General features: G+C 29.9%; 10 protein-coding genes, 1 tRNA gene and 2 pseudogenes. 10 read left to right on the forward strand and 3 right to left on the reverse strand.

The features are described from left to right. Nucleotides 1-60 precede the first annotated feature (60 nt). From M1F37_RS03080 to M1F37_RS03115, 8 genes are all read left to right on the forward strand, one after another. A tRNA-Thr gene (locus M1F37_RS03080) sits at nucleotides 61-133 on the forward strand. An 837-nt stretch (nucleotides 134-970) separates the two neighbouring features. Continuing rightward, nucleotides 971-1,132, forward strand: coding sequence for a DUF5966 family protein (locus M1F37_RS03085; RefSeq protein ID WP_247934744.1), 162 nt, complete (start codon nucleotides 971-973; stop codon nucleotides 1,130-1,132). A gap of 187 nt (nucleotides 1,133-1,319) precedes the next feature. Continuing rightward, nucleotides 1,320-2,687: a S8 family peptidase gene (locus tag M1F37_RS03090; protein WP_247934673.1), complete on the forward strand. Its 1,368-nt coding sequence runs from the start codon at nucleotides 1,320-1,322 to the stop codon at nucleotides 2,685-2,687. A gap of 128 nt (nucleotides 2,688-2,815) precedes the next feature. After that, complete coding sequence (locus tag M1F37_RS03095) at nucleotides 2,816-3,499, forward strand: response regulator transcription factor (protein ID WP_247934674.1); 684 nt, start codon at nucleotides 2,816-2,818, stop codon at nucleotides 3,497-3,499. Beyond that, nucleotides 3,492-4,835, forward strand: a complete 1,344-nt coding sequence (locus tag M1F37_RS03100; RefSeq protein WP_247934675.1) for a sensor histidine kinase — start codon at nucleotides 3,492-3,494, stop codon at nucleotides 4,833-4,835. Before M1F37_RS03095 ends, M1F37_RS03100 begins: the two co-directional genes overlap by 8 nt. Before the next feature lie 168 nt (nucleotides 4,836-5,003). Further along, nucleotides 5,004-5,690 (forward strand): ABC transporter ATP-binding protein, encoded by a 687-nt coding sequence (locus M1F37_RS03105; RefSeq protein ID WP_247934676.1) that lies wholly within the window; start codon nucleotides 5,004-5,006, stop codon nucleotides 5,688-5,690. Continuing rightward, nucleotides 5,687-6,427: a lantibiotic ABC transporter permease gene (locus tag M1F37_RS03110; RefSeq protein WP_247934677.1), complete on the forward strand. Its 741-nt coding sequence runs from the start codon at nucleotides 5,687-5,689 to the stop codon at nucleotides 6,425-6,427. The genes M1F37_RS03105 and M1F37_RS03110 overlap by 4 nt, the downstream gene beginning before the upstream one ends. Then, nucleotides 6,405-7,082 carry an ABC transporter permease gene (locus tag M1F37_RS03115; RefSeq protein ID WP_247934678.1) on the forward strand — a complete coding sequence of 226 codons (678 nt, stop codon included), beginning with the start codon at nucleotides 6,405-6,407 and terminating at the stop codon, nucleotides 7,080-7,082. The genes M1F37_RS03110 and M1F37_RS03115 overlap by 23 nt, the downstream gene beginning before the upstream one ends. 87 nt (nucleotides 7,083-7,169) lie before the next feature. Here M1F37_RS03115 and M1F37_RS03120 read toward each other — a convergent pair. The 3 genes and pseudogenes from M1F37_RS03120 to M1F37_RS03130 all read right to left on the reverse strand — a co-directional run bounded on the left by M1F37_RS03120 (nucleotide 7,170) and on the right by M1F37_RS03130 (nucleotide 9,262). Then, a protein-coding gene (locus M1F37_RS03120; RefSeq protein WP_247934679.1) for an IS630 family transposase occupies nucleotides 7,170-8,217 on the reverse strand; the annotation gives its coding sequence in 2 pieces (ribosomal slippage) (nucleotides 7,170-7,722 and nucleotides 7,721-8,217; 1,050 coding nt in all). Between the two features lie 43 nt (nucleotides 8,218-8,260). Then, a pseudogene (locus tag M1F37_RS03125) lies at nucleotides 8,261-8,424 on the reverse strand (IS5/IS1182 family transposase); the annotation flags it as partial. Between the two features lie 4 nt (nucleotides 8,425-8,428). Further along, nucleotides 8,429-9,262 (reverse strand): annotated as a pseudogene (locus tag M1F37_RS03130) (IS630 family transposase). A 576-nt stretch (nucleotides 9,263-9,838) separates the two neighbouring features. Between M1F37_RS03130 and M1F37_RS03135 the strand changes: the two are divergent. Both M1F37_RS03135 and M1F37_RS03140 read left to right on the forward strand, forming a co-directional pair. Then, nucleotides 9,839-10,015, forward strand: coding sequence for a gallidermin/nisin family lantibiotic (locus M1F37_RS03135; RefSeq protein ID WP_247934680.1), 177 nt, complete (start codon nucleotides 9,839-9,841; stop codon nucleotides 10,013-10,015). Between the two features lie 241 nt (nucleotides 10,016-10,256). Further along, complete coding sequence (locus M1F37_RS03140; protein ID WP_247934681.1) at nucleotides 10,257-13,220, forward strand: lantibiotic dehydratase; 2,964 nt, start codon at nucleotides 10,257-10,259, stop codon at nucleotides 13,218-13,220.

Genomic DNA, 13,220 nt, shown 5'->3' on the forward strand with positions numbered 1-13,220 from the left:
CTAATAGAGATGAAAATTTCTTGACATCTATTCTCAGAGTGCTATACTATAAGTGTAATCGCCGATTTAGCTCAGTTGGTAGAGCAAGGCACTCGTAAAGCCTAGGTCACAGGTTCAATCCCTGCAATCGGCATTTTTAGTAATGTAAAGAAAGACAAAGAAAATTCAAAATGTTTATTTAAAGGCAATCATCACAAATTCATTTTTAAAAATAAATTAGTATTTTTTGTTTTTTTGACCAAATTTTGACCAAATTTTGACCAAAAATTATATTTTGGTCAATGATTATAGAATAAAATGGATAATGAAAATGTCTTTGATTTATAGTAGTGTTAAAAAGGACTTCCTTTATTGGAATGTCCTTATTTTTATTATGGAATTGACAAATGAGGTTAAGGTTTAGTTCTATAAATTAAGAAAACAAGAACAAAGCTTTAATGAGTTTTCAAAAAGATTTGGTATGGATATTTCTGGCTAAGGTATGTGACAAGGTGAATTGATCGTTATGGAACAGAGAGCGTTAAAAAAGGGAAGAATCGTTACTATTCCTCTGAATAAAAACAAAAAATAATCAACAAAAGCCTATATAATGACAAATGTATTAAAAAAAGACTTAGCTCATTGAAATGCAGAACCAAATCTTATAGATAAATTATTTGTCTAATTTTTTAGGAATTATATCTCTAAACGATATCATTTAACAATTAAATTGTTAGATCAAGCTTAAATCTCTGGTTTAATTTATTTATTGTGTCACTATCATTATATTCCTTAAATATTCTCATAGCTTTAGAATATTCTTTTTACCTAGCTCTATTTGATTAGTTTTTATAAGATAAATACCTCTTGGAAAGAGCAAATAATTCTTTTCAAAATAATATCCTTATCTGGTAAGTAAACTTTCTAAATCATCTATAAAAAATGGTTCTTAGTCCTAGTAAGTGGACTATTCTTGATAGAGCTAGCCTGTGTGAATGTTTTTATAGGTGTATATGGATTTTATCTTCTCTTTATAGAGACTGTATTTTATACGGAAGCTTTGGCACAAAATGCCTTATTTGATTTTACTACTTTCTTTATCATCTTTAATTTAGTTATACTTGTTTTAGCAGACTGGGCAGGATATAAGTGAAGGAAAGGATAAAAAAATAATCTGAACAAGTTCGAAATTTGTTCCGTTTTTTTAGGACGTGAAAAATATTAGAAATTGACTCTTTCTTAAATTTGAATTTCATTAGTTGTGTAAAGATGATTTTTCTCTGAACAAAATCTGAATTTTCTCTGATATAATCTAAAATAAAAACATTAAGGAGGATTATATGAACAGAAAGTTCTTATTATCAGTTGGAGTATTATTTTCATTATTTTTTACAGTCCATGGGGTTCAAGCGACTACTGGATCAGCTTCTAAATATAATATACTACTAAAAGAGACAGAAACAGTTAGTACTATCCAACAAAAATTTATTAAACAGGGGATGCAAGTTATCGATACTATTCCTGAAATAAATCTTATTACTGTTTCTACTGAAAAAAGTAAAGAGGAGATAAAAAAAGAAAATAATGATTCAATAAAAGAGATAGTTGTTGATGGTATGTTGACTGTAAAACCTAATGTTACTTATCTCTATGGAGAAGGTGTAATTACAAATAATAAAACTGATTTCTGGGATTATCAGTGGGATATGCAAAAAAGTATTGGTACAGGTAGAAAGTTTAGTCATAAATCTACTGGGGAAGCTACTATTGGTGTAATAGACTCAGGTGTTACTTACGATAACCCAGAAGTATCTTCAAATATTATTTCTGTCAAGAACTTTACGGCGGATTTGGAAACGGGCTTAATTGATGATCAAAATATATTAGATAAAACAGGTCATGGAACATCAGTGGTTGGGCAGATTTCATCAAGTGGTGATTATTTAGGTATTGCTCCTGGAATGAAAGTTAGAATGTATCGAGTATTTGATAAGGGAAATGCACAAGATCAGTGGATATTAAAGGCAATTATTCAAGCTGCGAAAGATGATGTTGATATTATTAATCTTAGTTTGGGTGAATACTTGCTAAAAAACTCAACTATAGAAGATGACCAAACAGCATTAATCAACATTTATCAGAGAGCAATCAATTATGCGTATAGTCAAGGTTCAATAATTGTTGCTTCAGTAGGTGATGAGGGGCTAGATTTAAATAATCAAGAATCATTAAAACATTATCTTGGAGAACTTAAGGGGAAGGACTATTCACATATAGATGGGAAAGTTATGGATATTCCTGCGGGATTAGACAATGTTGTAACAGTAGGGTCAGTAAATGATAATGATTCTGTATCTAGTTTTTCAAATAAAGGAAATAATATAATAGATATATATGCAACAGGAGGAGGAAGTCATGAACTAGCAAGAGTTGGATATGAACAGTGGGTAAATGATAAAGCATTTGAAAAAGAATGGGTCATAGTACCGACACTTGAAGGGAAATATACTTATGCTTATGGGACATCCATTTCAACACCAAAGGTTTCAGCAGCACTTGGACTAATTATTGAGAAATATCATTTGAAAGATCGACCGGATGAAGTGATTAAATTATTGTATGATAATTGCTGGGTAAGTAATGACATTGATGGCACTCAAATTAGATTATTAAATATTACGAATTTTGTTCAAAATAGTGTAAAATAGATTTGTACTAATTTATAAAAATTTAATTTTAAAAATAAAGAACATTACAAATTGATGTATTGAGACTATTCTTGGTCAAAAATGTGGAACTTTGCAGGTAGTTCTCTAAAATATTTTGAGGTGATAGAATGTATAAGATATTAGTTGTAGATGACGATTTTGAAATTTTGAAACTGATGCGAACCATTTTAGAGATGAAAAACTATCAAGTAACGACGTATCAAGAAGTGAACGTACCAATCAATATTAACAATTTCAAAGGATTTGATTTGATTTTATTAGATGTAATGATGCCTAATATAGATGGTATGCAAATTTGTAAGCAGATTAGAAATAAAGTAAGCTCTCCTATTATTTTTGTTAGTGCAAAAGATACAGAAGACGATATAGTATCAGGGTTGAATTTAGGAGGAGATGACTATATTACAAAACCTTTCAGCATCAATCAATTAATTGCCAAAGTTGCTGCAAATCTCAAACGAGAAGAACGATACAAACAAGGTGAATTTAGTAATCAAGTTGTTCGAGAATTATCTCCAATAACGATTTATTTACAAGAAAAAATTATTTGTATTAATGGAGATAGTCTTGCTTTTACAAGTAGAGAATATGATATCATAGAGCTATTATCTAGAAATCCAAGAAAAGTTTTTACTATACAAGATATATATGAAAATGTTTATGATGATGATGCTGAAACCCTCTTTCATTCAATATCTGAGTATATTTATCAAATAAGATTAAAATTCTCATCGTATGGAATTAATCCTATAAAAACAGTTAGAGGTATGGGATACAAGTGGCATGAATAAGAAAAAGCGTACAATTAGAGGACGCATAATAAGGACTGTTTTAGAACTAGTAACAGGTACGTTGCTGAGTATACTTTTATTTTTTATTTTTACTTATTTACTTGTTTTTACTGGACAATTAAATGCATACGGATCTAAAATTGAAATTTCAGTGAGTGATACCAGCAATTTAAGTGATGTAGTTAAAGCAATGAATAATTCTATATTTGACTATGTTATATTTAATCGCAAGACAGGTACAATTGAAGAGGGAAATTATCAAAAAAGGGATTTGCCTGCCTATCGAGAAGTTTTTGCTAAAAATGAATCTGTAAGTAATGAGGTAGTGTATTATGGATATTACGGTAATTCAGAGATTGTACTTACTGTCAGGCAACCCATGATACCTGAGTTTGTTAATCCAAATTTGCGTCACATTTCATTTAATCTATTTTCTTATTTATTTTTCTTTGTTGTCGAAACAATTTTACTCATTTGGTCACTGACAAGATTAATAAAAGAATTTTCAAAAAATTTTCTCCTTATACAAAAAAAAGCTTTAAACATGGGGCAATTAACATTTAAAGATAAAAACATTCCTGCTCAAATACAAGAGTTCGATGAAATTCTTTCTGTATTATATCAAAAGGACGACGAGTTAACTAGTTTACTCAAATCAGAGAGAAGGGAGAAGGAAGATTTATCTTTTCAAGTTGGTGCATTAGCTCATGATGTAAAAACTCCTTTAACAGTACTAAAGGGAAATTTAGAGTTGCTTGAATTAACTAACCTGACTGATCAACAGAAGGAATATACTCAGTCAATGAATAACAGTATAGTGATTTTTGAAAGATACTTTAGTTCAATGATTGATTATTCAAGATTACTAATTGAAGATAAAGATTATGGGGAACAGATATATTTACCTGATTTTTTAAGTGATCTGTCAGTAGAGGCGAAATCTGTAATGAATAATGCAAAGGTTGATTTCAAAATTATTAATACTACAAAATTAATGTTTTTTAAGGGAAATCGTTTTAATTTAAATAGGGCATTAATTAATATTTTAGCAAATGCAGCAAGATATAGTTCTGGAGAAAAAAAAGTTACGCTTACTATCATTGAGGAAACAGAGTATATTAATTTTGGAGTGTGGAATAATGGTCTCCCTTTTACTGAACAGTCCTTATTAAATGCAGATAAGTTATTTTATACTGAGAATAAAGGTAGGAATAATAAGCACTATGGTTTAGGGTTAGCATTTGCTAAACAAGTTGCAACTAGACATTTTGGAGAATTGTTTTTATCAAATCCAGATAAAGGTGGAGCTCAAGTGACGTTGCTTATTAAAAAATAATTCTATAGGGATATATTAGATAGCTGCCATATAATAGTTATGTATAAAAATAGATGGTTTTCTAAACTGAGGACTGTCTATTTTTTATTTTTAAAAATTGTAAAATCTGAACAAATTTTGAAAAATAAAGTGTAACATACAAGTATAAATAAAGGAGGAATTATAGTTATGAATATACAAGTTCAAAAACTTAGAAAATCATATAAGGATAGAGAAGTACTGAAAAATATTTCTTTTGAAATAAAAGAGGGAAGTATTTGTGGATTATTAGGTATTAATGGTGCAGGAAAATCAACAATTATGAAGATTATTTTTGGTCTTGAAAACGCTGATAGTGGTACGGTTATTTTTTATGGAGAAAAAAATGCGGGCATATATGAGATTGGAGCGCTTATTGAAACTCCTGCTATCTATATGAACTTATCTGCTTTTGATAATTTAAAAACAAGAGCATTGTTATATGACATTTCTGACGAACGAATTAATGAAGTATTAAACTTGATTGGACTATCTAATACGGGAAAGAAAAAAGCAGGGAGTTTTTCTTTAGGTATGAAACAACGTTTGGGATTGGGTATGGCAATAATTACTAGTCCAGATTTGCTCATTTTAGATGAACCTACCAATGGATTGGATCCAGATGGTATAAAGGAATTATTGAATTTAATGATTTCTTTAAAGAAATCAGGAATGACAATTCTTTTATCTAGCCATCAACTGTATGAAGTTAGTAAAGTGGCAGATAAAATTGTTATTTTACATGATGGTCAAATTTTTTACGACGGGTCGAATGTTCAAAGTGATGATTTAGAATCTTTATTTTTTAGAATTGTTCATGGAGGTGACGCAATATGATAAAAATATTTAAATCAGAATGGTTAAAACAGCGAAAAAATACATCCAAAAAATTCTTGATATTAGCTCCTGTCTTGTCGATTTTAATAGCTGTATTACTTGTTGGACCTAGTATAGTGGAAAGTTTTTCAATATACTGGTGGGAAGCCGTCTTCTTGTACACACTTATTGGATTGTTATTTTTATATGATTATAAAGCAGAAGAAGATGCAGGAAATTTTCAGAATATATACTTTCGAAATGATACTATAAAAATATATATCGTAAAGATACTTTTAAAATTAAAAGATTTGCTCATTTCTAACGTATGGTTTTTAGCTATATTATTATTTACGAGCAATTTTTTGTATACTGACTTAATATCATTGAATATTATTGATGATTTAATTTGTTTAGTACTTATCTCGATAACATCCATATGGTTATTGCCACTTCTGTATTTATTTTCAAAATGGATAAATCCCTATATCCTAGTATCTATTAACACCTTGATTTGCTTTTTAGTTGCACCTTTTATTGCTCAAAGTAGTTTTTGGTACTTATTTCCTTTTACATATCATTATAAAATTGTTTATAACCTTATATATTTAAAACCGTCAGGAGATTTAGATTTAACAAAGCATGTAACAGACGTTAGAATGGTAGTATTTGCCGTATTTCTATCATTGATGCTATTTATTGTTTCCTTGTTAATGTTGAATTGGAGGTTAAGTAATGATTCAATTGCTAAAAAGTGAAATGATTAAACTTAAAGGTTCGTATCAACTATACATTATTTTGTTTTTGTCTACTATACAACTATTGACAATTCCAATTTACATATTATCTGTAAATAACACAATTGTATTGGAAAATATTATCTTTTTACCCATGTTAGGCTATTGTATGATAACTACGATAATCACTTTATTAGTATCTGAACAAGAAATCAATGCTAATAATTATCAGAATATTAGGAGCGGGAGAAATATATCCAGTATATGGGGAGCGAAACTTTTTGTGTTAGATTTACTGTTATCTTTACTCACTATTCCTTTATGGGTAGTTGTAGGTATAGAGCTAGAACACTTTTCATATTATTTTTACGTAGGAATAGTTAGTTGGTTATTACTAATATTGCTAAATCATTTCCACATGCTATTGACATTGTTTATTGCGAAAGGTGGAAATTTACTTTTAGCTGTTGTAGAAAGTTTATTTATATTATTTGCAACAAATAAAGTTTTTCTTAATATTTTTTGGATTCCAGTAATTTTACCAGTTAATATAATTTTAGAAAATAATTTTAGAAGCACAACCAATTTATTAGTTTTAACTTTTTATGTTGTATTATTTTTTGTTGCTAATTTAGTAATTGTGAGCAGAAAAGGCACTCAATCATATACTAAGTAGAGTAATTTTATATCTGAAAAATCACTGCCACTCGTTATACGGGTGGTTTATTTGTCCTACAACAGGTATGTCTTAATCTAGTAATACTCAATTATTTTCAAAAAGCAACCTTGTCCATTGTCTGCTGACAGTAGACTTTAAAACGCTTTTTTCCAGTCCTAGAATAACTTCTTGAAGCTTATCAATGACAGCTTCCAATGTTTGGAAAGCCTTATTTTTAAAACCTCGTTTTCGAATTTCTTTCCAGACTTGTTCAATAGGGTTCATTTCTGGTGTATAAGGTGGGATAAAAGCCAATTCAATATTACTTGGAATCTCTAAGGTACTTGATTTATGCCAGATAGCATTATCCATAACAAGTAAAATATAGTCGTCTGGATAAGCTTGTGAGACTTGCCGTAGAAATTCATTCGTCCACTCAGTATTACATCCTCCAGCAATAAGGAAGAAGGAATCTCCTGTCTGAGCATCTACTGCCCCATAACAATAGCGATATTCTCGCATATAATGACTAGGAATGCTAGGTCGAATTCCTTGAGGAGCCCAACAAGAACTCATCTTACTGATTCTCCCGAAACCAGCTTCATCTTGGTACATCAATCGTACTTTGTTATAAGTCCCCTCCTCTTTAAAGCGCTTACTTAAGGTCTCGAATGTAGATTTTATTTTTAGACGTCTCAATTGTCTGAGCGTCTGCCTTCTTGGGATGTTCAGGTCGAGGAGTGACCGTTCGCCAACCATGGCGTTTCAGGAGATAATAGAAACCATCACGTGTGGAAGTGCGACCAATCTCTTTTTGATAGGCTTCAAATAACTGATTGACAGTTACAAATTCCCCAGCCTGAGCAGCTTCTATATGACGTTTTAGGAATGCTTGTTCCTCTTCGTAAGTCATATATTCTCGATGACGTCCACCACGGGTTTCTTGAAGAAGAGCTTCTAAACCAAACTCCTTATATTTTTTCAAATTCCTCCAAACAGTTGTTTTATTACAATCTAGCAGATCCATGATTTCCTTATAACTCTTTCCTTTTGAGCGAAAATAAATAATCTGTAGACGTTTGTGATATTTGGCGTACGATGAATCTCTTAGGAGTTGTTCAATTTTTTGTGTTTCTTCGTTTGTCAGTTTCATAACTACTATTATAAGATGTTTTTTTGATTTTAGTCCAGTATAAAAACAGTGTAAAATCATGAGTATGACCATTTGAAAAAATTAATTGGCAAGACGATGTATCGTTAAATCGAATATGATTTGTGTCTTTATGGTTTGTTTCTTTTTTCCAGCATAATTCTTGATTTGGTTTCTTTTATGATATTGAATAGGACTTTCTGTGACATTATAGTCATTTAGTTTTAAAAAAGCACTCTAAACATTCAAAGATATTTGGGATTTCCCTTAATAAATTTGTCACTTTCTTTTTCAAGACAGCCCAAGCTTGCTCAATGGGATTCAAATCTGGTGAATAAGGTGGTAGAGGTAAGAAAAAGTGTTTATCTTTGACGCAAAGTTCATCCAAAATCTTCTTGGGATGAAAACTAGCATTGTCCATGACAATGACATGAGGTGTCTTCAAAGCAGGCAGGAGTTGCGTTTTGAACCACTTCACAAAGAAGTCGCTCGTCATGCTTTCCTTGTAAATCATAGGAGCTATAAACTCTCCATCTACTTGTCCTGCAACAATTGAAGTCCGCTCAAAACGCCGTCCATTAATCTTTTCATAGACTTTCTCTCCTCTAGGAGCCCGTGCATGAGAACGATAGAGGTAGCGGTCGATTCCTGTTTCGTCAATATATACGACTGGTAAATCTTTTAGATTATCCAAAATATCGAGAAATTCAGCGGCTTTTTCTGGATCTTGTTCCTTAAAGCTAGTCGTCTTTTTTTAAAGTGACATTGATCTGCTTTAAAGCTGCCCATACTGAAGGAACAGTGCCGTAATTTCCCGTAAAAAAGCATCTGGATGAGCCTCTACAAAGGTCTTCAACTCCTCCAAAGGAATCTTTCGGCTTTTGGCGACTCTCTTTTTCCGCTCTAAGTGCCCTTGTTCACGTAATTTCTTTTCCCATGTGAAGAGAGTTCTGACGCCAACATCAAAAACTTTGGATGCCTCGACATGGCTGTGTCCCTCTTTGATGTAATTTAATGCTCGTTGTTTAAAATCTGTACTATATGCCATAGCTTTATTATAACATGTATTTTATAAACTAAGTAACTATAATAGCTATGCCTCTAAGTTGTCTAAGTCAAATAGACCTGAAGAAAGAAGAGTATTTTCTACCTATGTTATTGTTTTGTTGGCTGTAATTATTCCATTATCAAAACCAAAAGCTAGGAGACGTTGAGTTGAGTAATAGCGTAAATAACGCAAGGTAGATATCAATTGTTCTTCTATACTTAATGTTTTTGACGTCCTCCTTTACAATGTTTGGATTGATAAGCTGTATCTAGACGGATATCATCTCTTGTAAGATGTATTTTTGATACCAATTAATAATTTAATTTAAAGCTCTCAGGAGTTAGATACATTGCTTTTTCCAACATAGTTTTCATAACTTAAGCATAGCACTTTATAGTTTTCGAAGCTAAGTGAAGTATTTAATCCATAGTAGCTTCAAAACAGTATTACAAATATTTTGCTAAAACGCGTCAAAAATTTTTCTATATTGCTAAATTCTGATCGTATTCTGAAAAAATAATTCTATAATTCAATTGTTCGAACGAAAATCATAAAATTTTAAGGAGGACTCAAAAAATGAGTAACGACGATTTTAACTTAGATTTGGTAAAAGTAACTAAAGATAATTCTGGCGCTTCCCCAAGAATTACAAGTAGATCTTTCTGTACCCCAGGCTGTGTTACAGGAATATTAATGTGTCCAGGCAATACAATTTCTTGTAATGGTCACTGCTCTATTCATATCACAGGATGATTTTAGTAGGGGAGGGTAGTGATGAATTACCCTCCTTTTACTTAATAAAATAAAATTATCTTTATTTCATTAAGTAAGAGGAGTTTTATTGTGCTTTCTCTGTTAAATAAGTGATTCTAGAATTTTGACTGAAAGTAGAATCTAAATTTTATTATTATAAAAATCCTACATCAGTAGTCTTCTGAGAATTAACTAGTACAAAAAATTACTAATGTTTTAAAAAAATGGTTAGGAGAATTATATGGCTAATAAGTTTGAGGCTCAAGATTTTTTAATTAGAAATTCTATTCGAGCTGGAGATACATATATTTTTGATACAATAAATGATTTTTTTGATTTTATTAGAAAAGATAGTGTTTTTTTAGAGCAATTACAAGTAGCAAGTCCATTGGTGTATCAAAGTTTATTGAAATATTATCAAAATAAATTAACACAAGATAAGCAAATTCGACAGCTTTTTATATCTACCTACAAATATTACAAACGTTCAATGAATAGAGCCACACCTTTTGGACTTTTTTCAGAAACAAGTATTGGGAAATTTACCTCTCAATCTAATTTGTCATTAGAAAATTCTAGCTATAAGTCTATTAGGCCTGATAGCGATTGGTATATGAAATTTATTGATATGTTGGAAATGGACAATTATGAGATTTTATCATTTAAAGTTAATAGAGCTGTTTATGTAAATGGTAATAGAGCTGTTCAATTGTATTCATTAAAGAAAAATGCAGAAGAGGTGAGTATCAAAAAAACAAAGGCATATGAATTAATTGTTAGTTTGTGCTGTGATAGCTTTATTTCGTTTGATAATTTGCTTGCCACATTAATGCAAAAATATGGAGTTGAAAAGAAAGAGATTGTAACTAATTATATTGTTGAGTTAATAAAAAATAATTATTTATTATCGGAATTGAGATTTAAAAATAACGAAAATAATGACTGGGATTTTTTACTGACCACTGTTTCTAAGTTGGGATGCAATGAGTTGTTGAAAGCTTTGAAACAAATTGTATATCTCGTATCTGAATATGAGAAGTCAAGTGTTGGTGAGGGAAACGAAATATTATCTAAAATTTGTTCCCAGATGTGTGACATCTGTTATTCCTCTAATTATGTCCAAGTAGATTTATTTAATAAATCTCAAATTACTTTAGATAATCAATATAAGAATACTCTTGAAGAGTGTGCTCAGTTTATCGAAAAGGTAAATATGGACGAAAAAAAATTATATATTGATCACTATAAAGATAAGTTTTTAGAAAAATATGGATTGAATCAAGAGGTTCCTATAATTGAAATGATGGATAGTAATTTTGGAATTGGGGCCCCCTTTGATTATACACATCCTAAAAATGAGATTATTGAAACAGAGCCTAAGGTTAAATATTATTCTGATAATTTAGAAAAAATCTTGCTAGATTTATATGTATATGCTGTTAGAACGGATACTAATATAGATTTACAAAAATTAGAGGGACATTTTCTAAAAGAAAATAAAAAATATGAATTAGGAGGTATGGAGCTATTCTTTAATGTTACAAAAATGTTAGAAACTGGTACGGTACAATTTCACTTGAGTAATTTAGTTGGTACAAGTACCTTGGGTGCAAGCTCAGGACGATTTTCTCAATTTTCACAATCGTTTAATGAGTATCATCAAAAAATGGTTAATTACTGTAATAATTGGAATAATAATCAAGGTATAGTAACTTGTGAAATAGAATTTATGCCTGAAACTTTCAGAGATTGTAATGTTATGAGAAATAATACCGTTCGCAATTATACACTTTCGCTATTTTTAAACTCTTATAAAAATGAAATTAAATTAGAGAATATTTACATTGGTATTGGGGAAGGAGGGAAATTTTATGCAAGAGAGAAATTGACAGGTGAACTAATTAAGTTTTATGTAACCAATATGTACAATAGAATGTTATTTAGCAACGAAGTTAGGTTTTTATGCGATATTTCTGAAGAATATTTTGGAAATATTCCATGGGATTTAGTGTATGCTAAATTTAATTTTGTACCAAGATTGTGTTATAGAAATATCATTATTTCTCCAAAAACTTGGAAAATCTATCAAAATGAATTAAATGAAATAACTGATAAAAATATTTGTTCGTATTTGAAAGCCAAAAGTATCCCTCATAAATTTAATGTGGTTAACATCGACAATAAAATAAATATTGATCTTACAAATCATCTAGACATTCTGCTACTCACTGATATGTTTTTGAAGGCTAAGAGAAATAATCTTGAATTTATTATAATTCAAGAAATAATTGATGATGAAGGAGTATTTTTAAAAAATAGTAAGTCAGTAACTTCTGAAATTGTTATTCCTTTTAAAAAAGAGAGAGTTTTTTATAATAGTTATGGAAATAAAAGTAATATGCAAAGGGTAGATCGATTATCAAGAGAAAAACTCCCGATTACTGATTGGATATATTTGAAATTATATGTTCCTAATAATCGTCAGGACGAATTTATAACTGATTATTTACAGAATATAAAAATATTAATAGACAAATATCAGGGAGAATTATTTTATCTTAGATACATTGAAAAATACTCACAAATTAGACTTAGAATTAAAACAAACAATAATATAGAAGTATTTCAAGCTATTCAGGGAGAATTGAAAAAAGCTATTACTAATAATCTTATGGTTAATTATGAGATTAGTACATATGATAGAGAGATTGAAAGATATGGAGGAGAACGAACATTAGAAAAAATTGAGAATATATTCTGCTTAGATAGTTATTTGAATATGGAAATCATTAATCAAAATAAAAAAGGGAATCTTTCTTTGGATGTGAAATATATATCAGTATTAATACCGTATTTCTATCTAAAATATTTATTTGATTATGTATGTAGAGTAGAATTTTTAGAGTTTGTTTCACCTAGAACTGATAAATTTAATATAAACAAGGAACGTAAGAAATATCAAGAAGCTATTGAGAGAATAGATGAATTGTATATTTTAGATAGCGAAAATGTCCAAAATTTAAAAAATGAGTTAATAGAATTAAAAGAGATATTGACTGAATACTCTAAAGAACAACGATTTTCTATAGCGGATAGTATCATTCACGTACATAATAATCGACTAGTCGGTATTGATAGAGAAAGAGAAAGGGAAATTTATTACATTTTACGTTCGATAATTATTTCTGAACAGTATAGGAGGTAG

It is taken from the genome of Streptococcus mitis, assembly GCF_023109105.1.
Classification (GTDB): Bacteria; Bacillota; Bacilli; order Lactobacillales; family Streptococcaceae; genus Streptococcus; species Streptococcus mitis_BW.

Excerpts from the sequence above, each read along its gene's own strand:
- M1F37_RS03115 (WP_247934678.1), top strand. The coding sequence starts at position 6,405 with ATGATTCAATTGCTAAAAAGTGAAATGATTAAACTTAAAGGTTCGTAT.
- M1F37_RS03110 (WP_247934677.1), top strand. The coding sequence starts at position 5,687 with ATGATAAAAATATTTAAATCAGAATGGTTAAAACAGCGAAAAAATACA.
- M1F37_RS03135 (WP_247934680.1), top strand. The coding sequence starts at position 9,839 with ATGAGTAACGACGATTTTAACTTAGATTTGGTAAAAGTAACTAAAGAT.
- M1F37_RS03090 (WP_247934673.1), top strand. The coding sequence starts at position 1,320 with ATGAACAGAAAGTTCTTATTATCAGTTGGAGTATTATTTTCATTATTT.
- M1F37_RS03100 (WP_247934675.1), top strand. The coding sequence starts at position 3,492 with ATGAATAAGAAAAAGCGTACAATTAGAGGACGCATAATAAGGACTGTT.
- M1F37_RS03105 (WP_247934676.1), top strand. The coding sequence starts at position 5,004 with ATGAATATACAAGTTCAAAAACTTAGAAAATCATATAAGGATAGAGAA.
- M1F37_RS03095 (WP_247934674.1), top strand. The coding sequence starts at position 2,816 with ATGTATAAGATATTAGTTGTAGATGACGATTTTGAAATTTTGAAACTG.
- M1F37_RS03140 (WP_247934681.1), top strand. The coding sequence starts at position 10,257 with ATGGCTAATAAGTTTGAGGCTCAAGATTTTTTAATTAGAAATTCTATT.